The following is a 20,337-nucleotide window of genomic DNA, read 5'->3' as shown; positions in this document are numbered from 1 at the left end:
GTCAGTGCTTTTCAATCGAAGCGATAGTTTTTAGCCACGCTCAGGCTGGAAGCGCACGACAAACCCCTTGAGGTTCTGCTGACGGCTCAGCACATCACGCAGACGATCGGCCTCGGCACGCTCGATCAACGGACCGACAAACACCCGGTTCTTGCCATCGGCAGAGCGGATATAGGCGTTATAGCCCTGGCTGCGCAGGTTTTTCTGCAGGGATTCAGCGCCTTCGCGACTCGACAGGCTGGCCAATTGCACCGACCAGCTGACCGACAGGCCATTGGCGTCGACCCGGCTTTGCGTGGTGTCAGGTATGGTCGGGGCCGCCGCGATCGGCTGGGCCGGCGGAGTTGTCGGCTTGGCCGCCACTACCGGCGCCGGAGCTACCGGCTTGGCCACTGGAGCAGGCGCAGGCGCCGGAGTCGGCGCAATCGGGGTCGACGGCGCGGACTGCTCGGCCACTTCGTCATCGCTCGGCACCGGTTCCTGCGGCAGAGTTTGCGGCTCAGGCACGGCCACCGGGTCGAGCTGCACTTGCGCCATCGCCGGCGCTTGCGGTGCGGCAGGCGCCTCAACCGTTACTTGACGTTGCTCGTCCTGGCGGGAAAACAGCATCGGCAGGAAAATCACCGCCAGCGCGACCAGCACCAGGGCGCCAACCATGCGCTGCTTGTACGCTTTATCCAGCAAAGCCATTTGCCGCTTCCTCCGTGGAGCGCCGGGCCAGCCATTCAAGGGCCTCGGCGACACAATAAAATGATCCGAACAACAGAATCTCGTCGTCGCTGGTGGCCACCGCGCACTGCCCTTCCAGCGCCGCCGCGACACTGGCATAAGACGTGACGGATGCGCCAAGGTTCTGCAGCCCGGCGTGCAATTCACTGGCCGGACGCGAACGCGGCGAATCCAGCGGCGCGACCGCCCAATGCTCGACACTAGCATTCAATTCGCCGACAACACCATCCAGATCCTTGTCGGCAAGCAAGCCGAACACCGCCAGGCGCTTGCCCATCGGCGGCCGACTGGCCAGACGCCGCGCCAGATACTCGGCCGCGTGCGGGTTGTGCCCGACATCCAGCAGCAGATTCAGGCGTTTGCCATTGAAATCAAATGAACGGCGATCCAGACGCCCGACCACCCGCGTCGCCTGCAAGGCTGCAACAATCTGCGACGCATGCCACGGCAAACCGAGCAGCAGATACGCCTGCAGCGCCAGCGCCGCGTTTTCCATCGGCAGATCCAGCAGCGGCAGGTCACGCAATTCGACCGGCTGGCCTTGCGCATCGGTACCGCGCCACTGCCAGTGCAGATCGGTGATACCCAGGTCGAAATCCCGCCCACGCAGGAAAAACGGGCACGCCAGTTCACGGGCCTTGTCGAGCAGAGGTTGCGGAGGATTCAGATCGCCGCACACGGCAGGTTTGCCCTGGCGGAAAATTCCGGCCTTCTCGAAGGCCACGGATTCGCGGGTATTGCCCAGGTATTCGGCATGATCGACGCCAATGCTGGTGACCAGCGCGATATCGGCATCGACCACATTGACCGTGTCCAGACGACCGCCCAGACCGACTTCCAGCACCACCGCATCGAGCCCGGCCTGTTGAAACAGCCAGAACGCCGCCAGGGTGCCCATTTCGAAGTAAGTCAGGGAGGTCTCGCCGCGCCCGGCCTCGACCGCAGCGAAGGCCTGGCACAACTGCGCGTCAGTGGCTTCGACGCCGTTGAGCTGCACCCGCTCGTTGTAACGCAGCAGGTGCGGAGAATTGTAGACACCAACGCTCAGGCCCTGCGCGCGCAGCAATGAAGCCACGAATGCGCAGGTCGAACCCTTGCCGTTGGTGCCGGTGACCGTAATCACCCGAGGCGCCGGCTGGCCCAGCCCCATGCGGGACGCTACCTGTTGCGAACGCTCCAGCCCCATGTCGATGGCTGATGGATGCAACTGCTCAAGGTAGGCGAGCCACTCGCCAAGGGTGCGCTCGGTCATACGTTGGCAGGCACCGGCGGAACGACGATCGGCTCGACTGGCGCGGCGACGTAGGTCGGCGTCGGCTGGCCGGTCAGTTGCGCCAGCAGGTTGCCCAGACGTGGACGCAGCTCGCGACGATCGATGATCAGGTCGATGGCGCCGTGCTCCAGCAGGAATTCACTGCGCTGGAAGCCTTCCGGCAGTTTTTCGCGCACGGTCTGCTCGATCACGCGCGGACCGGCGAAGCCGATCAGGGCTTTCGGCTCACCGACGATCACGTCACCGAGCATCGCCAGACTGGCGGAAACGCCGCCGTAGACCGGGTCGGTCAGTACCGAGATGAACGGAATGCCTTCTTCGCGCAGACGCGCCAGCACCGCCGAGGTCTTGGCCATCTGCATCAGCGAGATCAGCGCTTCCTGCATCCGTGCACCGCCGGAAGCGGCGAAGCAGATCATCGGGCAGCGGTTTTCCAGAGCGTAGTTGGCGGCGCGTACGAAGCGCTCACCGACGATGGCGCCCATGGAACCGCCCATGAAGTTGAATTCGAACGCCGAGACCACCACCGGCATGCCAAGCAGGGTGCCGCTGACAGACACCAGTGCGTCTTTTTCACCGGTCTGCTTCTGTGCAGCGACCAGACGGTCCTTGTACTTCTTGCCATCGCGGAATTTCAGACGGTCAACCGGCTCCATATCGGCACCCAGTTCGTTGCGACCTTCGGCATCGAGGAAGATGTCGATGCGCGCCCGTGCGCCGATGCGCATGTGGTGGTTGCACTTGGGGCAAACGTCCAGGGTCTTTTCCAGCTCAGGGCGATACAGCACAGCCTCGCAGGACGGGCATTTGTGCCACAGACCTTCAGGCACCGAGCTCTTCTTGACCTCCGAACGCATGATCGAAGGGATCAGTTTGTCTACCAACCAGTTGCTCATGCTTTCTTTCTCCAGTACCGGCGGCCCGAACGCTCTGGTTCGCAGCCCCGCGTATGCCCTTCAGCTAAATTCATGTGTGTGGCGATGGTTTTGGTGCCCCGCGGTCAGCGCGAAACGTGACCTGCGCGCAACTCCAGAAACCCTCAGCCTCGCCTGCTTTGTGCAAGTGCATTGATGGACGGCGGCAGACTGCCAGCCGTCACATCGAAACAGCCGCTCCCTATGAGCGCCCCCGTACGGCATCGATGAACGCGCGGATCTTCGCATGATCCTTGATGCCCTTGCTCGCCTCTACTCCGCCACTGACATCGACCGCGTACGGCTTGACCCGGGCTACAGCGTCGGCGACGTTTTCCGGCGTGAGACCACCGGCCAGAATCAGCGGCTTGCTCAGCTGTTGCGGAATCAATGACCAGTCGAACGCCTCGCCGGTTCCGCCGGGCACGCCTTCGACATAGGTGTCGAGCAGCACGCCGCTGGCGCTCGGATAGGCATCGACGGCGGCGGCAATGTCATCGCCGGCCTTGACCCGCAACGCCTTGATGTACGGACGATGCCAGTCTTCGCAGGCTTCTGCACCTTCATCGCCATGGAACTGCAGCAGATCCAGCGGCACGGCATCGAGGATTTCCCCCAACTCGCAGCGGCTGGCATTGACGAACAGGCCCACGGTGGTCACAAACGGCGGCAAGGCGCGGATGATCGCCCGCGCCTGCTGCACACTCACCGCCCGCGGACTTTTTGCGTAAAACACAAAGCCGATCGCATCGGCCCCGGCTTCGACCGCGGCCAACGCATCTTCTATGCGGGTAATCCCGCAGATCTTGCTGCGAACGGCTGACATATCGAGAAAACCTCAAAGGCAAAACCGGGAAAGTCCCGGATGGTAACAAAAGCGCCCGGGGGCGTCAGCCGTCAAGATCCGAGAAACCCGTAAGGAAATGTGGCCCGATGAAGCGCTCGGGCAACGGGAACTCGTCGTGGTACTCGACCTGCACCAGATACAACCCGTACGGATGCGCTGTCACGCCACCGGAACGGCGTTCGCGGCTCTCCAGCACTTCCTTCATCCACTCCACCGGACGCTCGCCAGCGCCAATCGTCATCAGCACCCCGGCAATGTTGCGCACCATGTGGTGCAAAAACGCGTTGGCACGGATATCGAGCACGATCATCTTGCCGTGCCGGGTCACGCGCAGGTGGTGCATTTTCTTGATCGGCGACTTGGCCTGGCACTGACCGGCGCGGAACGCACTGAAATCATGGGTCCCGATCAGGTATTGCGCGGCTTCGGCCATGCGCTCGACGTCCAGCGGGCGATGGTTCCAGGTGATTTCTTCGTTGAGGTGCGCCGGACGGATCTGATCGTTATAGATCACGTAGCGATAACGCCGGGCGATCGCCTTGAATCGCGCATGGAAATGCGCCGGCATGACCTTCGCCCAACTGACGCTGATGTCGTGCGGCAGATTGATGTTGGCGCCCATGACCCAGGCTTTCAGCGAACGATCGACCGGCGTGTCGAAATGCACCACCTGTCCGCAGGCATGCACCCCGGCATCGGTGCGCCCGGCGCACTGCAGCGAAATCGGCGAATTGGCGACTTTCGACAAGGCTTTTTCGAGCTCTTCCTGCACCGTGGCGACACCCGTCAACTGACGCTGCCAGCCGCTGTAACGCGAGCCTTTGTACTCGACGCCCAGGGCCACACGGTAAAAGCCTTCGGGGGCCATTTCGGCGGCCGGGTTATCTATGTTTGCCAAGGTGGGACAGCCTGCTGTTTTACAAAGGCGGGCATTATAGGCTTCAAGATCAAAAGATCGCAGCCTTCGGCAGCTCCTACAGTTGAATTGCGTACCCCCCGAAGGCTGCGATCTTTTGATCTAAAAACCCCAAAAACAAAAACGGCAGCCTCAAGGGGCTGCCGTTTTCAATTTACCGCTGACTCACACCAGGCCGGAAAGCATTTCCTTGGCCTCGCCACGCTGCTTCTCGTTACCCTCGGTCAACACTTCGTTGAGGATATCGCGCGCGCCGTCGTTGTCGCCCATGTCGATGTAAGCCTGGGCCAGATCGAGTTTGGTCGCCGCTTCATCGGTGCCGGCGAGGAAGTCGAAATCGTCTTCGCCCAGATCATCACCCATGGCCGCATCGGCTTCGGTGAAGGTCGGCTCGGCCATGCTTTGCGACAGGCGATCGAGTTCGGCGTTGACGTCATTCAGCTCTGCGGCGAAGGCGTCAGGCTCGGCTGCCGGATTAGTGTCCATCTCGTCGGCCAGCGACAGATCGAAATCCGCTGGCAGTTCCAGATCATCTTGTGGCACATCAGCCACCACTGGTGGCTCGACCGGCGACAGATCCTTCACGCCGTCGTCCAGATCCCGCAGGAAGTCATCGTCCGCCAGATCAGCCGCAGGGGCTGGCGCAGGCTCGGCACCGAGGTCCAGATCCAGGTCGAAGTCCGACAGATCGTCGAGATTTTCCTTGATCTCGGTCTGCTGCTGCAGCACCGATTCAAAGCTCAAATCATCGTCGGCCGGGAATTCGTCAAGCTCCACCGGCGCTTCAGGCGCAACGGTCGGTGCAGGCTCGACCGGGGTGATGTTGTCGAGATCGTCCAGGCTCAGATCGAACGCGCTGTCCAGATCGTCTGCCGCAGGGGCCGGCTCGGGCGCCTCAGGCTCGTCGAGCAGCAGATCCTTGACGTACTGCGCGTCCAGCTCGGCAGCGACTGCAGCTGCTGCCAGGCCTGCAGCCGCCACGACCGCCATTGCCGGGAAGCGCTTCTTCAATTCTTCGACCTTAGCGAAGTTTTCGCCATTGGCCATCAGTTGCCGTTCCTGAGCGACGAACGCATCGCGGTCGCCCTGCTGGCCATAGACTTCCATCAGCTTCAGGCGCAGATCGCTGCGCTGCGGCTCAAGACTGACACCCTCTTCCAGCAACGCCGCTGCCTGATTCAGGCGACCAGCGTTGATGTGCGACTGAGCCTTGTCCAATACGTCATCAGAGCGTTCAGCGGCGGGTGCGACCAATGGCGCGGCAATCGGCTCAGCCATCACGATCGGAGCGACTACCGGCGCAGCAGGAGCTGGTGCCGGGGTGTTGAGCTTGACGCTCGCCGCCGGCGTTTCCAGACCTTCGAAGCTGCTTTCCGGCAGATCCTGCTCAGCGGAGAATTCCTGCTCTTCAGCCAGGGCACGCGCCATGCGCAGGTGTTTCTCGGCTTCCTGCTGCGCCTTGCGACGACGGGCGAGCAGCAGCAACAGAAGCAGCAGCACCACCGCGCCGCCACCGATCAGACCGAGCAGGATCGGATTGGTCAGCAGCTCATTGAAGCTCTTTTCTTCGTCAACTACCGGTTTCGGTGCAACCACCGGGGTTTCGGCAGGCGTGTCGACCGGTGGCGCAATCGCCGATTCCGGAGTCGGCGCAGCTTCAGCCGGGGTCGCTGGCGGAGTGGTAGCCAGTTCGGCAGTAATTGCCGGCACCGCAGCATTGGTGGCTGGCGCAGTATTCGCACCTGCGCCGGTACCGTCAGCCTGCATTTTTGCCAGTTGATTGTTCTTCAGCTCGATCAGGCGTTGCAGCTTGTCCAGCTGACTTTGCAGATCGGCCATGCGGCTTTTCAGTTCCTCGTTGTCACGACGGGTCGTGTCGAGGCTTTCCTGTGTGACCGCCAGTTTGTTGCTCAAGGCCTTGGCATCGCCGGCCGGGCCCTTGCCACGGGCCTTGGCGCTCTCGGCGGAGACCAGGCTCAGGTTGTCTTTGCCATTCTGCCCGCCGCTGGCGTTGTTGCGACCACGCTTGGTGGCGTCGAGCTGCTGCTGACCGCTGCCCGGCTTGGCCACATAACGACGGCCCTGACGCCAGGCTTCGTTCTGCGCGGCGACTTCGGCAATCGCTTTCGATTGCGGCAGCGCAGTGCTTTGCACCGAGTCCGGCAGACGCAGCACCTGACCGGTTTTCAGCCGGTTGATGTTGCCGTCGATGAATGCGTCAGGGTTCAGCGCCTGAATCGCCAGCATGGTCTGCTGCACGGAGCCGCCGGTGCGCGCCTTCGCCGCGATTTCCCAGAGGGTGTCGCGCGGCGTGGTGGTGTATTGATTCGGGTGTGTGGCACCGGTGGTCGGCGCGGTGATGGTTTGCGACGGCGCAGGTTGTGCAGCGGCGTCAGCAGCCTGCGGCGAGAATTTCGACGGGTCCAGCAGCACGCTGTAGTCGCGCAGCAGACGGCCGTTAGGCCACATCACCTGCACGAGGAATTTCACCATCGGTTCCGACAGCGGTTTGCTCGAGGTCACGCGCAGCACACTTTTGCCGCTGGCGTTGAGCACCGGGGTGAAGGTCAGATCGTTGAGGAAGGCCTGGCGATCGACGCCGGCCTTGGCGAAATCTTCCGGCGAGGCCAGACTCGGCACCACTTCGGCAGCGGTGAGGTCCTTGACGTCGAGCAGCTCGATTTCGGCCACCAGCGGCTGGTTCAGGGTCGACTTCAGGGTCAGCTCCCCGAGCCCGAGGGCATGCGCCATACCGGAGGACAGCGCCGAGGCGGCCGCTATTGCTAACACCAGTTTGCGAACTTGAACCATAGCCTCATCCTTTGTTTGAACGTTCCTCGGCCAGCGAGAAGATGTTGATTGCCGCTGCCGTAAGGCATTGCGCGCGACGACGACAGACTGCCGCGCGCGATCATTTCTTTGATGCCCCGGAAAGTCCCGGAGGGTGACACGTTATCAAGCGCTTCGGGCAAGCATAGCGCTCACCTAGAATCAGTCGACAAATTGTTGCCAAGTATCTTTTACAGCAGGTCTTTTATCAACAATTCAGCGACCTGCACAGCATTGAGCGCGGCGCCTTTGCGTACGTTATCTGACGTCAGCCACAGATTAAGTTCCGCCGGGTCATCGATGCCGCTGCGCACGCGTCCGGCATAGACCACGTCCTGCCCTACGGCATCGCCCACCGCGGTCGGGTAATCACCGGCCTCGACCAGCTCGATACCCCGCGCCTTCTCAAGTGCCGCGTTGACCTTTTCCAGGTCGACCGCGTGTGCCGACTGCAAGGTCACGCTATAGCTATCGCCAAAAAACACCGGGGCTTGAACGCAAGTGGCGGAAATCTTTAATAAAGGCTGCGCCAGCAGCTGACGCAACTCGCGCACCAGACGCTTTTCCAGCAGCGTGTGACCCTGGGCATCCGGGGTGCCGACCTGAGCCAGCAGATTGAACGCCATCTGCCGGTCGAAGAAAGTCGGCTCCAGCGGGCGCATGTTCAGCAGCTCGGCAGTCTGGCGCGCCAGCTCGGTGACAGCCTCGCGACCTTGCGCGGAGACGGCCAGATTGGCGGTGACATTGACGTATTGCAGCTCGAGCAAATCAAGCAGCGGCGCCAGCACCACGGCCAGCGCAGTCGCCGACGGACTTGGGCTGCTGACCTGGAACGGCGCTTTCAGAGCGGCGATGACCGCGGCGTTGGCTTCCGGCACCACCTGCGGCGCCTGCTCGGCCGGCAACGCGCCGGACAGGTCGATCAGCGAGCAACCGGCGGCATGGGCACGCGCCGCATAGCTCAGGGAAATGGCCGGGCCGGCGGCGAAGAACACCAGTTTGACCTTGCTGAAATCGAACTCGTCGACTTCGCGCACCCGCACGTTCTTGTTGCGGAACAGCACCGAACTGCCAGCGGATTCGCTGCTGGCCAGCAAGTGCAGGTTGCCGACCGGAAAGTCGCGTTCTTCGAGAATCTGTACAAGGGTTTCGCCGACAGTACCGGTGCCGCCGACGACGGCAATATCAAGGGTCTGGGTCATGGTTCTACCTCTGGCGAAACGGGGGGAGCGGCACTTTACCGGGTGAGGGAGATGCAGGCAATTTCTGCCGGATTTTCGTTGCCGGATCTGGCCTCATCGCTGGCAAGCCAGCTCCCACAGGTTTCTGGGGTGCCTGTGAATTTTGCTTACGCCAGCAACCACTGTGGGAGCTGGCTTGCCAGCGATGAGGCCAGCCCAGACAACCCGAAAACCACCAGACATAAAAAAACCCGCACCTCTCACAAGGCACGGGCTCTTTCACCGCTTCAAGCAATCAACGCTCCAGCAGGATCCGCAGCATGCGGCGCAGCGGTTCGGCCGCGCCCCACAGCAACTGGTCGCCGACGGTGAAGGCACCGACGAATTGCGAACCCATGTTCAGCTTGCGCAGACGACCCACCGGAACATTCAGGGTGCCGGTGACCTTGGTCGGACTCAGCTCCTGCATGCTGATGTCGCGGTTGTTCGGCACCAGTTTGACCCACGGGTTGTGCTGGCTGATCAGCCCTTCGATATCGGCGATCGGCACGTCTTTGTTCAGCTTGATGGTCAGCGCCTGACTGTGGCAACGCATGGCGCCGATGCGCACGCAGATGCCGTCGACCGGGATCGGGCTCTTGAAGCGGCCGAGGATCTTGTTGGTCTCGGCCTGGGCCTTCCACTCTTCACGGCTCTGGCCATTCGGCAGTTCCTTGTCGATCCACGGGATCAGACTGCCGGCCAGCGGCACGCCGAAGTTTTCCGTCGGGTAGGCGTCGCTGCGCATGGCTTCGGCGACACGACGGTCGATGTCGAGAATCGCGCTGGCCGGGTCGGCCAGCTGATCGGCGACTGCCGCGTGGGTCGCGCCCATTTGCTTGATCAGCTCACGCATGTTCTGCGCGCCGGCTCCGGAGGCCGCCTGATAGGTCATGGCGCTCATCCACTCGACGAGACCGGCTTCGAACAGACCGCCCAGGCCCATCAGCATCAGGCTGACGGTGCAGTTGCCGCCGATGTAGTTCTTGGTGCCCGCGTCCAGTTGCTGGTCGATGACCTTGCGGTTGACCGGGTCGAGAATGATGACTGCGTCATCGTTCATCCGCAGGCTTGAGGCCGCGTCGATCCAGTAACCCTGCCAGCCGGCTTCGCGCAGCTTGGGGAACACTTCGCTGGTGTAGTCGCCGCCCTGGCACGTCAGGATCACGTCGAGGGTTTTCAGCTCTTCAATGCTGTAAGCGTCCTTGAGCGGAGCAATGTCCTTGCCCACGGAAGGGCCTTGGCCACCGACATTGGAAGTGGTGAAAAACACCGGCTCGATAAGATCGAAATCCTGCTCTTCCAGCATTCGCTGCATGAGCACGGAACCGACCATGCCGCGCCAACCGATCAGACCTACACGTTTCATCGCACCTACACCTTCTTGAAAAGTGGGCCGCTGCTTTGTATTGAATTTCGCAGCGGGCCCGAGAGATTACAGATTCCGCAGCGCGGCGACTACTGCGTCACCCATTTCCTGCGTACCGACTTTGGTGCAACCGGCCGAATAGATGTCACCGGTACGCAGACCTTGATCCAGCACCACGCTGACCGCTTTCTCGATGGCATCGGCGGCGGCGTGCAGATTGAAGCTGTAACGCAACATCATCGACACCGACAGAATGGTCGCCAGCGGGTTGGCAATGCCCTTGCCGGCGATGTCCGGCGCCGAACCGTGGCAAGGCTCGTACATGCCCTTGTTGTTCGAGTCCAGCGAGGCCGACGGCAGCATGCCGATCGAGCCGGTGAGCATCGAGGCTTCGTCGGACAGGATGTCGCCGAACAGGTTGTCAGTGACAATCACGTCGAACTGCTTCGGCGCACGCACCAATTGCATGGCAGCGTTGTCGACGTACATGTGGCTCAGTTCGACTTCAGGGTAATCCTTGGCCACCTGCTCGACCACTTCACGCCACAGTTGGCTGGACGCCAGCACGTTGGCCTTGTCCACCGAGCACAGTTTCTTGCCACGGACCATGGCCATGTCGAAACCGACGCGGGCGATGCGGCGGATTTCGCTTTCGCTGTACGGCAGGGTGTCGTAGGACTGACGCTCGCCGTTGTCCAGGGTGCGGGTGCCGCGTGGCGCGCCGAAGTAGATGCCGCCGGTCAGCTCGCGCACGATCAGGATGTCCAGACCGGCAACGATTTCCGGTTTCAGGCTCGACGCATCCGCCAGTTGCGGATACAGGATCGCCGGACGCAGGTTGCCGAACAGGCCCAGTTGCGCACGAATCTTCAGCAGGCCGCGCTCAGGGCGGATGTCACGCTCGATGGTGTCCCATTTCGGGCCGCCCACCGCGCCCAGCAGCACAGCGTCGGCGGCACGGGCACGCTCGAGGGTTTCGTCGGCCAGCGGCACGCCGTGCTTGTCGATGGCGGCGCCACCGATCACGTCATGGCTCAGCTCGAAGCCCAGGCTGTACTTGTCGTTGGCCAGTTCCAGCACCTTGACCGCTTCGGCCATGATTTCCGGACCAATGCCATCACCTGGGAGAATCAGAATCTGCTTGCTCATGCTTTCCTCGTGTCTTCAGTCGGTGCGCCACTCAGGGCGCGCCCGGAAAAATGCTTAGCGTTCGGCCATCAGTACGATGACATCGGTACTGAACGAGCCGTTGGCATCAATCTCGAAATAATCGCGTACTTCATTGCCCATCGATTGCTGCAACTGGCGGATCGCCGCGCGCATCACCTCGGGGGTGCGCATGCGCTCGACCCAACTGCTGTACTCCAGACGCAGGCGCTGACGGGTGGTGCTGCGAGTGTGCAACCCGGCCTCGGCGACCTGGCGCAACCACTCGCTCGCAGAGTAATTGCGCACATGGCTGGTATCGCGCAGCACTTCGACGCTTTGCAGGTAAGTGTCGAACAGCGCACTGCCCGGTGACAACACGTCAACGAACGCCGCCACGCCGCCCGGCTTCAGCACCCGACGCACTTCGCGCAGGGCCACACCAAGATCGCTCCAATGGTGCGCCGAATAACGGCTGAACACGAAATCAAATTCGCCTTCGGCAAACGGCAGACGCTCGGCGGCGCCGTGGACCGTGGCAATGTTGCTGAACCCGCGATCCATTGCTGCAGCGGCGACCACATCGAGCATCTGCTGCGACAGGTCGTAGGCCACCACCTCTTTGGCCAGTGGCGCGACATGAAAACTCACGTGACCGGCGCCGCAACCCAGGTCCAGTACCCGCGCCTCGCCCTGCCCCGCCAGCTCGGCCTGTAGCAGCGCAAATTCAGTGCCTTGAGCGTGAACGGCGCTGCTCAGGTAGGCGGCAGCCTGTTCACCGAATTGCTTTTGTACGACCTGAGTGTGTTGGGCGGTGCTGGTCATGGGGGGACTTCCCTTTTGATTTTGTGGTGCTTGTTCCGGCCTCTTCGCTGGCAAGCCAGCTCCCACAGGGTTTTGCGGTGTTCATAAAACCTGTGGGAGCGGGCTTGCTCGCGAAGGGGCCGGCCCTGACTACGTCAATCTCGAACCTTGCTTATGCGTCGCGAAACAACCACGGCTGGCTCACGCGGTGTTTGGCCTCAAACGCCGCAATCGCGTCACCGTCCTGCAAGGTCAGGCCGATATCGTCCAGACCGTTGAGCAGGCAATGTTTGCGGAAGGCGTCGATCTCGAAGTTGTAGACCTTGCCGTCCGGGCGGGTCACGGTCTGCGCCTGCAGATCGATCTGCAATTGATAGCCCGGTTCGGCCTCGACCTGCTTGAACAGCTCATCGACTTCAGCGTCGCTGAGGATGATCGGCAGCAAGCCGTTCTTGAAGCTGTTGTTGAAGAAGATGTCGGCATAGCTCGGCGCGATGATGCTGCGGAAACCGTATTCTTCCAGCGCCCATGGCGCGTGCTCACGGCTGGAGCCGCACCCGAAGTTCTCGCGGGCCAGCAACACGCTGGCGCCTTGATAACGCTCGGCGTTGAGCACGAAGTCCTTGTTCAGCGGGCGCTTGGAGTTGTCCTGATACGGCTGGCCAACGTCCAGATAACGCCACTCGTCGAACAGGTTCGGACCGAAACCGGTGCGCTTGATCGACTTCAAAAATTGCTTCGGGATGATCTGGTCGGTGTCGACGTTGGCACGATCCAGAGGCGCGACAAGACCAGTGTGCTGGGTAAAAGCTTTCATGCTGCGCTCTCCTTCAGATCAATTCACGAACGTCGATGAAACGACCGTTCACCGCTGCCGCAGCAGCCATCGCCGGGCTGACCAGGTGGGTACGTCCACCGGCGCCCTGGCGGCCTTCGAAGTTGCGGTTGGAGGTCGAGGCGCAGTGCTCGCCGGACTCCAAACGGTCCGGGTTCATCGCCAGACACATTGAGCAACCCGGCTCGCGCCATTCGAAACCGGCTTCGAGGAAAATCTTGTCCAGACCTTCGGCCTCGGCCTGCGCCTTCACCAGACCCGAGCCCGGCACCACGATGGCCTGCTTGATGGTCGAGGCCACTTTGCGGCCCTTGGCGATGACAGCGGCGGCGCGCAAGTCTTCGATTCGCGAGTTGGTGCAGGAGCCGATGAACACCCGATCCAACTGAATGTCGGTGATCGCCTGATTGGCGCTCAAACCCATGTATTTCAGGGCGCGGACGATCGAGTCACGCTTGACCAGATCCATCTCTTTGGCCGGGTCCGGCACGTTCTGGTCAACCGCCAGGACCATCTCGGGCGAAGTGCCCCAGCTGACTTGTGGCTTGATCTGCGCGGCGTCGAGTTCGACCACGGTGTCGAATTTGGCGTCGGCGTCGGACACCAGCTCTTTCCAGGCTTCGACAGCTTGATCCCACTGCGCGCCTTTCGGTGCGAACGGACGGCCCTTGACGTACTCGACGGTCTTTTCGTCCGCTGCTACCAGGCCCACACGTGCACCGGCTTCGATGGACATGTTGCAGATGGTCATGCGGCCTTCGACGGACAGGTCGCGAATCGCGCTGCCAGCGAACTCGATGGCATGGCCGTTACCGCCGGCGGTGCCGATCTTGCCGATCACCGCGAGGACGATGTCCTTTGCAGTCACGCCGAACGGCAACTGGCCTTCGACGCGCACCAGCATGTTCTTCATTTTCTTCGCGACCAGGCACTGAGTGGCGAGCACATGCTCGACCTCGGAGGTGCCGATGCCGTGCGCCAGTGCACCGAAGGCGCCGTGGGTCGAGGTGTGCGAGTCGCCGCAGACCACGGTCATGCCCGGCAAGGTCGCGCCCTGCTCCGGGCTGATCACGTGAACGATGCCCTGACGGATGTCATTCATCTTGAACTCGACGATGCCGTACTCATCACAGTTGTCATCAAGGGTCTGAACCTGCAAACGCGAGACCTGGTCGGCAATCGCTGCAATGCCGCCCTTGCGCTCCGGGGTGGTCGGTACGTTGTGGTCCGGGGTCGCGATGTTGGCATCGATGCGCCAAGGCTTGCGCCCGGCCAGACGCAGGCCTTCAAAGGCTTGCGGCGAGGTCACTTCGTGGATGATGTGACGATCGATGTAGATCAGCGCCGAGCCATCGTCGCGCTGCTTGACCAAATGCGAATCCCAGAGCTTGTCGTAGAGCGTTTTGCCGGCCATCAGACGGTTCCTCATCAGCTTGTTTCTATGCCCTGGGCTTATCAATAACCCTTTGGCTTGTGAGGCCGATCCTATGGGGTTAGATTAAATAACTCAAATTCATATTTTTTATGCTTTGGATAACCAACTGGAATACGAGTCATGGATCTGGCTAACCTCAATGCTTTTATCGCCATCGCCGAGACCGGCAGCTTCTCCGGCGCGGGCGAACGCCTGCATTTGACGCAGCCGGCGATCAGCAAACGCATCGCCGGGCTGGAGCAACAGCTGAACGTGCGGCTGTTTGATCGACTGGGCCGCGAAGTGGGTCTGACCGAGGCTGGCCGCGCCCTGCTGCCGCGGGCTTATCAGATTCTCAATGTGCTGGATGACACCCGCCGCGCCCTGACCAACCTCACCGGCGAAGTCAGTGGCCGCCTGACCCTGGCCACCAGTCACCACATCGGTTTGCACCGCCTGCCGCCGCTGTTAAGGGAATTCACCCGCCGTTACCCACAGGTGGCGCTGGATATTCAGTTCCTTGATTCGGAAGTGGCCTACGAAGAAATTCTCCACGGCCGCGCCGAACTGGCGGTGATCACCCTCGCCCCGGAGCCGCATACGCTGGTCAGAGCCACGCCGGTGTGGGATGACCCGCTGGACTTCGTGGTAGCACCGGAGCATTCGCTGATCAGCAATGGCGCGGTGAGTCTGGTGGACATTGCCGGTCATCCGGCGGTTTTCCCCGGCGGCAACACCTTCACCCACCATATTGTCCAACGCCTGTTCGAGGCCCAGGGGCTGACGCCGAACATCGCCATGAGCACCAACTACCTGGAAACCATCAAGATGATGGTTTCCATCGGTCTGGCCTGGAGTGTGCTGCCGCGCACCATGCTCGATGAACAGGTCGCGCGGATACCTTTGCCGGGCATACAGCTCAGTCGCCAGCTAGGCTATATCGTGCACACCGAACGGACGCTATCGAACGCGGCAAGGGCTTTCATGGCCTTGCTGGATGCACAAATCGATCTGCCAGGGACTCCAGGCTAACTTGTGCTACTCCTATAGAGCCGCTGTCCCTGTGCCTAATGCCACCATCCGCTCAAGGCCCGTTAACAATGCCGAAATCTGTTGACCGAATTCCGCCGATGCCGCGTATTCAGGCCGTTGATCCGCGTCGTTCCGAGCAGAGCTGGGAGAGTGCGCCGCAATTGCTCGCCGCGCTCAATGGCGCGCGGCTCGGCGCCTGGTATTGGGACATCGAACGCGGGCAGATCAGCTGGTCACGGGGCACTCAGGCACTGTTCGGCTTCGATCCGCGGCAACCGCTGCCGCAGGATCTGGAATACCTCGACCTGCTGCCACCGGAAGACCGGGCGAAAACCGTTCGCGCCTTTCATGCTGTGATAGCCGGCGCACCGCTGGAACAGGCGATGCACCACCGTATCCGCTGGCCTGATGGCAGCCTGCACTGGCTGGAGATCAGCGGCAGCCTGATACCGGACAAGACCGGCCGCCCCCGAATGATCGGGGTGATTCGCGAAATCACCCACCAGCGCGAGCGCGAACAGGCCCTGAGCAGCTCGGAGAAACGTTTCGCCACGCTGTTTCATCTGTGCCCGAACATGGTGTTGCTGACGCGCCAGGAAGATGGCCTGATCACCGAAGCCAATCAGTATTTCGAAAGCCTGTTCGGCTGGCCGGTGCAGAACGCCATTGGTCGCACCACGCTGGAACTGGGCCTGTGGGTCCACCCCGAACAGCGCGCCGAACTGGTGAAAAAGACCAAGGCCAAAGGCGAACTGATCAGCATGGAGGTGCAGTTCCGCGCCAGTAACGGGCAGATTCATGACGGCATCCTCAGCGCGCAGAAGGTCGAGCTCGAAGGTCAGCCGTTTCTGCTCAGCACCTTCCTCGACACCACCGAACGCAAAGCCGCCGAACTCGCCCTGAAAGACAGCCAGGAACGCCTCGATCTGGCGTTGGACTCAGCGCAACTCGGCACCTGGGACTGGCACATTCCTAGCGGTATGCTTTACGGCTCGGCGCGGGCCGCGCAGTTGCACGGGCTGGAGCCGATCCCGTTCCACGAGTCGTTCGAGGAGTTTTTCGAAGGCGTGCCCGGCGAAGAACGCGACAGCATGCGCGACGCCTACCGCAGCCTGCGCGAAGGCCCGGCGGGCAATTATCAACTGACCTATCGCGTGCAACTGCCGGACGGCAGCTCGCGCTACCTGGAAAGCCGTGCGCGCCTGTATCGCGATGACAACGGCGCGCCGCTGCGCATGGCAGGGACCTTGCTGGACATCACCGATCAGGTCGAGCGCGAACAACGTCTGGTCGCCTCGGAAGAGAAATTCGCCACGCTGTTCCAGGTCAGCCCCGACCCGATCTGCGTGACCCGTCAGGACAGCGGCGAATTCATCGAAATCAACAACAGCTTCACCCAGACCTTCGGCTGGAGCGCCGCCGATGTGATCGGACGCACCGCCGAGGACATCGGCCTGTGGGACGCCTCGGCAAAAAGCCTGCAACGCATCGAACGGGTTATCCGCGAACAGGGCCTGAGCAACGTTGCGATCATCGTTCAGCACAAGGACGGCCAGTCGCTGACCTGCGTGATTTCCAGCCGGCAGATAAGCGTCGGCAATCACCCGTGCATCGTCACCACCCTGCGCGACATCACCCAGCAGCAGCGCTCCGAAGCCGCACTCAAGGCCAGCGAAGAGAAATTCGCCAAGGCGTTCCACTCCAGCCCCGACGCGATCACCATCACCGAGCGCGACACCGGACGCTATCTGGAGGTCAACGACGGCTTCTGTCGTCTGACCGGCTATCGCGCCGACGAGGTGGTGGGCAAAACCGTGTACCAGATCGGCATCTGGGCCGAGGAAAAACAGCGCTCGGCGCTGCTCGCCGAACTGCAGATCAAGGGTCGTGTGCATCATCAGGAAATGCTCGGACGCAACAAACGCGGCGAACTGCTGACCGTTGAAGTGTCGATCGAACCGATCACCCTCAACGAAACCGCCTGCCTGCTATTGACCGCACGGGACGTCAGCCTGTTGAAAAACGCCGAAGCGCAGATTCGCCATCTGGCCTATCACGACCCGCTGACCAACCTGCCCAACCGCGCCTTGTTGATGGATCGCCTGAGCCAGCAGATCGCCCTGCTCAAACGGCACAACCTGCGCGGCGCGCTGCTGTTCCTCGACCTTGACCACTTCAAGCACATCAACGATTCGCTGGGGCACCCGGTCGGTGACACGGTGCTGAAAATCATCACCGCACGGCTTGAAGCCAGCGTGCGCATGGAAGACACCGTCGCGCGCCTGGGCGGCGACGAATTCGTGGTGTTGCTCAGCGGCCTCGAAGGCACGCGCAACGCAGTCAGCGCCCAGGTGCGGGAACTGGCCGACACCATTCGCGAGCTACTGTCGGAGCCGATGTTCCTCGATGGTCAGCGCCTGCAAGTGACCCCGAGCATTGGCGTGGCGCTGATCCCCGATCACGGCTCGACCCCGACCGACCTGCTCAAGCGCGCCGACATTGCGCTGTACCGGGCCAAGGATTCCGGGCGCAACACCACGCAGATGTACCACAACACCATGCAGAAAGCGGCCAGCGAGCGGCTGCGCATGGAGACCGATCTGCGCCTGGCCCTGTCGCGCGGCGAATTCAACGTGCACTACCAGCCGCAGGTCGATGCGCGGGGCAACCGCATCATCGGCGCCGAGGCACTGGTGCGCTGGAACCACCCGGAACTCGGCGCACAATCGCCCACCGAATTCATCAAGGTACTGGAGGACAGCGGCCTGATCCTCGAAGTCGGCACCTGGATTCTCGACGAGGCCTGTGGTGCCTTCAAACAACTGATCGCGCAGCAACTGGTCGACCCGCTCAACTTCAGCCTATGCGTCAACATCAGCCCGCGACAGTTCCGCCAGAACGACTTCGTCGAGCGCATCGAACGCAGCATGAGCAGCCACGGCCTGCCCTGCTCACTGCTGAAACTGGAGATCACCGAAGGCATCGTCATCCAGAATCTGGAAGACACCATCAGCAAGATGCGCCGCCTGAAAAAGCTCGGCGTGAGCTTCGCCATGGACGACTTCGGCACCGGCTATTCCTCGCTGACCTACCTCAAGCGCCTGCCGGTGGACACCCTGAAAATCGACCAGTCGTTCATCCGCGACGCCACCACCGACCCCAACGACGCCGAGATCATCCGCGCTATCGTCGCCATGGCCCGCAGTCTGGGACTGGAAGTGATTGCCGAAGGCGTGGAAACCCCGGAGCAACTGGCGTTCCTGCAGGGACTGGACTGCCATTTGTATCAGGGCTATCTGCACAGTCGGCCGGTGGCGCTGGAGGAGCTGAAGGTCATGCTTGAATGACGGGCACAAAAAAGGGCGCCATTGGCGCCCTTTTTCTTTGCTCCGGTCTTATTGCAGAACCGGCTTTTGCCCGCCGCTGATCGGGATGCGTTTGGCTTTCGCCTCTTCCGGGATCACGCGCAACAGGTCGATGCTCAACAGACCGTTGCTCAGATCCGCGGCCTTGATCTCGATGTGATCGGCCAGACGGAAGGACAGCTTGAAAGCACGCTGGGCAATGCCCTGATGCAGGAAGGTCACGCCTTCGTTGGCATCACGCTTGCCGCCACTGATGGTCAGCACACCCTTCTCGACTTGCAGCTCCAGGTCTTCTTCCTGGAAACCGGCTGCCGCTACGACGATGCGGTACTGATCGTCGCCGTGTTTTTCCACGTTGTAGGGTGGGTAGCTGCTGCCCGGCTCGTTGCGCAGAGCGGTTTCGAACAGGTCGTTGAAACGGTCGAAACCTACCGAGGAACGGAACAGTGGTGCCAGGGAAAATGCAGTACTCATGGTTCAAATCTCCTGAAAACAATCAGCAAGTTTTTGTGTCTCCGCGACCCGAATTCGGCATCGCGTAACCCTTAGATAGGGACCGCCAACATGTTTTCAAGAGCTTATTTTGAAATTTTTTTCAGGCCGCTTCGGCGACCGGCAAGCCGAGCAAACGCGAGACCTGATCGGGTTCTGTCTCGCGGCGCAGCACGGTAAACAGCTCGGTGGCTTCGGGATAATTGCGCGTCAGCATCGCCAGCCATTGCTTCAAACGACCGGGCGATTGGCGTGCGGTCATCTGCGCTTTGGCTTGCAGCCAGAAGTCCTGGATCAGCGGCAGCAGCTCGGCCCAGGTCATCTCGACCACGTCCTCACCGGCGCGGGCAGCGGCGATCTGTCTGGCCAGATCGGGACGCGAGACCAGACCGCGACCGAGCATGATGTCCTCGACGCCACTGATCTCGCGGCAACGGCGCCAATCCTCGACACTCCAGATATCGCCATTGGCGAACACCGGCACTTTGACCACATCCTGCACCCGCGGAATCCACTCCCAGTGCGCCGGCGGTTTGTAGCCATCGACCTTGGTCCGCGCATGCACCACGATGTGTTCCGCGCCGCCCTCGGCCAGCGCCGTGGCGCAGACCAGCGATCCGTCCGGGCTGTCGAAACCCAGGCGCATTTTCGCCGTGACCGGAATGTGCGCCGGCACGGCACGGCGCACGTGTTCGACGATGCTGTTGAGCAGTTCCGGTTCCTTGAGCAGCACCGCCCCGCCGCGGGATTTGTTGACAGTCTTGGCCGGGCAGCCGAAGTTCAGGTCGATCACTTCGGAGCCAAGCTCGCAAGCCAGCGCCGCGTTTTCCGCCAGGCACACCGGATCGGAACCGAGCAATTGCACACGCAGCGGCACGCCGGAACGGGTGCGGGCGCCGTTGAGCAGCTCCGGGCCGAACTTGTGGAAGTACGCCGGGGTGAGCAACTGGTCGTTGACCCGAATGAACTCGGTCACGCACCAGTCGATGCCGCCAACGCGAGTCAGCACGTCGCGCAGGATGTCGTCGACCAACCCCTCCATGGGCGCCAGGGCAATTTGCATGGGGAACACACTACTCAAGAAGAAAAACGTGCGGCAGTTTACGGGATATCGCAGGCTAAACCCACGACCACCTGTAGGAGCTGCCGCAG

The 20,337-nt window shown here is 61.7% G+C and carries 16 protein-coding genes; 2 read left to right on the top strand and 14 right to left on the bottom strand.

Going from position 1 to position 20,337, the window contains the following annotated elements; genetic code table 11:
* Window positions 1–30 precede the first annotated feature (30 nt).
* The 12 genes from ACXR0M_RS14630 to leuC form a co-directional block, all read right to left on the bottom strand.
* Entirely contained in the window at window positions 31–690 is a 660-nt protein-coding gene (locus ACXR0M_RS14630) for an SPOR domain-containing protein (protein ID WP_458832523.1), read from the bottom strand.
* Complete coding sequence (gene folC, locus ACXR0M_RS14625; RefSeq protein WP_458832522.1) at window positions 674–1,981, bottom strand: bifunctional tetrahydrofolate synthase/dihydrofolate synthase; 1,308 nt, start codon at window positions 1,979–1,981, stop codon at window positions 674–676. Before folC ends, ACXR0M_RS14630 begins: the two co-directional genes overlap by 17 nt.
* Window positions 1,978–2,898 carry an acetyl-CoA carboxylase, carboxyltransferase subunit beta gene (gene accD, locus ACXR0M_RS14620; RefSeq protein WP_458832521.1) on the bottom strand — a complete coding sequence of 307 codons (921 nt, stop codon included), beginning with the start codon at window positions 2,896–2,898 and terminating at the stop codon, window positions 1,978–1,980. The genes folC and accD overlap by 4 nt, the downstream gene beginning before the upstream one ends.
* Before the next feature lie 220 nt (window positions 2,899–3,118).
* A complete protein-coding gene (locus tag ACXR0M_RS14615) occupies window positions 3,119–3,742 on the bottom strand; it encodes a phosphoribosylanthranilate isomerase (protein ID WP_458832520.1) in 624 nt (207 codons plus the stop codon).
* Window positions 3,743–3,806: 64 nt separating this feature from the next.
* Window positions 3,807–4,631, bottom strand: a complete 825-nt coding sequence (truA, locus tag ACXR0M_RS14610; RefSeq protein ID WP_458832710.1) for a tRNA pseudouridine(38-40) synthase TruA — start codon at window positions 4,629–4,631, stop codon at window positions 3,807–3,809.
* Between the two features lie 213 nt (window positions 4,632–4,844).
* Window positions 4,845–7,490 carry a FimV/HubP family polar landmark protein gene (locus tag ACXR0M_RS14605; protein WP_458832519.1) on the bottom strand — a complete coding sequence of 882 codons (2,646 nt, stop codon included), beginning with the start codon at window positions 7,488–7,490 and terminating at the stop codon, window positions 4,845–4,847.
* A gap of 209 nt (window positions 7,491–7,699) precedes the next feature.
* On the bottom strand, window positions 7,700–8,710 hold the full coding sequence (locus ACXR0M_RS14600) for an aspartate-semialdehyde dehydrogenase (RefSeq protein ID WP_458832518.1): 1,011 nt from the start codon (window positions 8,708–8,710) through the stop codon (window positions 7,700–7,702).
* A 274-nt stretch (window positions 8,711–8,984) separates the two neighbouring features.
* Complete coding sequence (gene asd / locus ACXR0M_RS14595) at window positions 8,985–10,097, bottom strand: aspartate-semialdehyde dehydrogenase (protein ID WP_003226428.1); 1,113 nt, start codon at window positions 10,095–10,097, stop codon at window positions 8,985–8,987.
* A 66-nt stretch (window positions 10,098–10,163) separates the two neighbouring features.
* Window positions 10,164–11,246: a 3-isopropylmalate dehydrogenase gene (gene leuB, locus ACXR0M_RS14590; protein WP_458832517.1), complete on the bottom strand. Its 1,083-nt coding sequence runs from the start codon at window positions 11,244–11,246 to the stop codon at window positions 10,164–10,166.
* Window positions 11,247–11,300: 54 nt separating this feature from the next.
* Window positions 11,301–12,068, bottom strand: a complete 768-nt coding sequence (locus ACXR0M_RS14585) for a class I SAM-dependent methyltransferase (protein WP_458832516.1) — start codon at window positions 12,066–12,068, stop codon at window positions 11,301–11,303.
* Between the two features lie 151 nt (window positions 12,069–12,219).
* A complete protein-coding gene (leuD, locus tag ACXR0M_RS14580; protein ID WP_458832515.1) occupies window positions 12,220–12,864 on the bottom strand; it encodes a 3-isopropylmalate dehydratase small subunit in 645 nt (214 codons plus the stop codon).
* Between the two features lie 13 nt (window positions 12,865–12,877).
* The gene (gene leuC, locus ACXR0M_RS14575) at window positions 12,878–14,296 is read right to left on the bottom strand and encodes a 3-isopropylmalate dehydratase large subunit (protein WP_458832514.1); all 1,419 of its coding nucleotides are present in this window, start codon (window positions 14,294–14,296) and stop codon (window positions 12,878–12,880) included.
* Between the two features lie 141 nt (window positions 14,297–14,437).
* On the opposite strand from leuC, the gene ACXR0M_RS14570 reads away from it, so the two are divergent.
* Window positions 14,438–15,328 carry a LysR family transcriptional regulator gene (locus tag ACXR0M_RS14570; protein WP_458832513.1) on the top strand — a complete coding sequence of 297 codons (891 nt, stop codon included), beginning with the start codon at window positions 14,438–14,440 and terminating at the stop codon, window positions 15,326–15,328.
* Between the two features lie 68 nt (window positions 15,329–15,396).
* A complete protein-coding gene (locus tag ACXR0M_RS14565; protein WP_458832512.1) occupies window positions 15,397–18,675 on the top strand; it encodes a PAS domain S-box protein in 3,279 nt (1,092 codons plus the stop codon).
* Window positions 18,676–18,723: 48 nt separating this feature from the next.
* Here ACXR0M_RS14565 and ACXR0M_RS14560 read toward each other — a convergent pair whose 3' ends face one another.
* On the bottom strand, window positions 18,724–19,167 hold the full coding sequence (locus ACXR0M_RS14560; RefSeq protein WP_458832511.1) for an Hsp20 family protein: 444 nt from the start codon (window positions 19,165–19,167) through the stop codon (window positions 18,724–18,726).
* Between the two features lie 121 nt (window positions 19,168–19,288).
* On the bottom strand, window positions 19,289–20,248 hold the full coding sequence (locus ACXR0M_RS14555) for a tRNA dihydrouridine synthase (RefSeq protein ID WP_458832510.1): 960 nt from the start codon (window positions 20,246–20,248) through the stop codon (window positions 19,289–19,291).
* Window positions 20,249–20,337: the final 89 nt, after the last annotated feature.

The sequence above is a fragment of the Pseudomonas sp. Eth.TT006 genome, assembly GCF_054456575.1.
Note: the sequence above shows the minus strand (reverse complement) of the source record. Positions and strands in the feature narration are given on the sequence as shown.

Coding starts and splice junctions, on each gene's coding strand:
- ACXR0M_RS14630 (WP_458832523.1), bottom strand. CDS start 690: ATGGCTTTGCTGGATAAAGCGTACAAGCAGCGCATGGTTGGCGCCCTG.
- folC (WP_458832522.1), bottom strand. CDS start 1,981: ATGACCGAGCGCACCCTTGGCGAGTGGCTCGCCTACCTTGAGCAGTTG.
- accD (WP_458832521.1), bottom strand. CDS start 2,898: ATGAGCAACTGGTTGGTAGACAAACTGATCCCTTCGATCATGCGTTCG.
- ACXR0M_RS14615 (WP_458832520.1), bottom strand. CDS start 3,742: ATGTCAGCCGTTCGCAGCAAGATCTGCGGGATTACCCGCATAGAAGAT.
- truA (WP_458832710.1), bottom strand. CDS start 4,631: ATGGCCCCCGAAGGCTTTTACCGTGTGGCCCTGGGCGTCGAGTACAAA.
- ACXR0M_RS14605 (WP_458832519.1), bottom strand. CDS start 7,490: ATGGTTCAAGTTCGCAAACTGGTGTTAGCAATAGCGGCCGCCTCGGCG.
- ACXR0M_RS14600 (WP_458832518.1), bottom strand. CDS start 8,710: ATGACCCAGACCCTTGATATTGCCGTCGTCGGCGGCACCGGTACTGTC.
- asd (WP_003226428.1), bottom strand. CDS start 10,097: ATGAAACGTGTAGGTCTGATCGGTTGGCGCGGCATGGTCGGTTCCGTG.
- leuB (WP_458832517.1), bottom strand. CDS start 11,246: ATGAGCAAGCAGATTCTGATTCTCCCAGGTGATGGCATTGGTCCGGAA.
- ACXR0M_RS14585 (WP_458832516.1), bottom strand. CDS start 12,068: ATGACCAGCACCGCCCAACACACTCAGGTCGTACAAAAGCAATTCGGT.
- leuD (WP_458832515.1), bottom strand. CDS start 12,864: ATGAAAGCTTTTACCCAGCACACTGGTCTTGTCGCGCCTCTGGATCGT.
- leuC (WP_458832514.1), bottom strand. CDS start 14,296: ATGGCCGGCAAAACGCTCTACGACAAGCTCTGGGATTCGCATTTGGTC.
- ACXR0M_RS14570 (WP_458832513.1), top strand. CDS start 14,438: ATGGATCTGGCTAACCTCAATGCTTTTATCGCCATCGCCGAGACCGGC.
- ACXR0M_RS14565 (WP_458832512.1), top strand. CDS start 15,397: ATGCCGAAATCTGTTGACCGAATTCCGCCGATGCCGCGTATTCAGGCC.
- ACXR0M_RS14560 (WP_458832511.1), bottom strand. CDS start 19,167: ATGAGTACTGCATTTTCCCTGGCACCACTGTTCCGTTCCTCGGTAGGT.
- ACXR0M_RS14555 (WP_458832510.1), bottom strand. CDS start 20,248: ATGCAAATTGCCCTGGCGCCCATGGAGGGGTTGGTCGACGACATCCTG.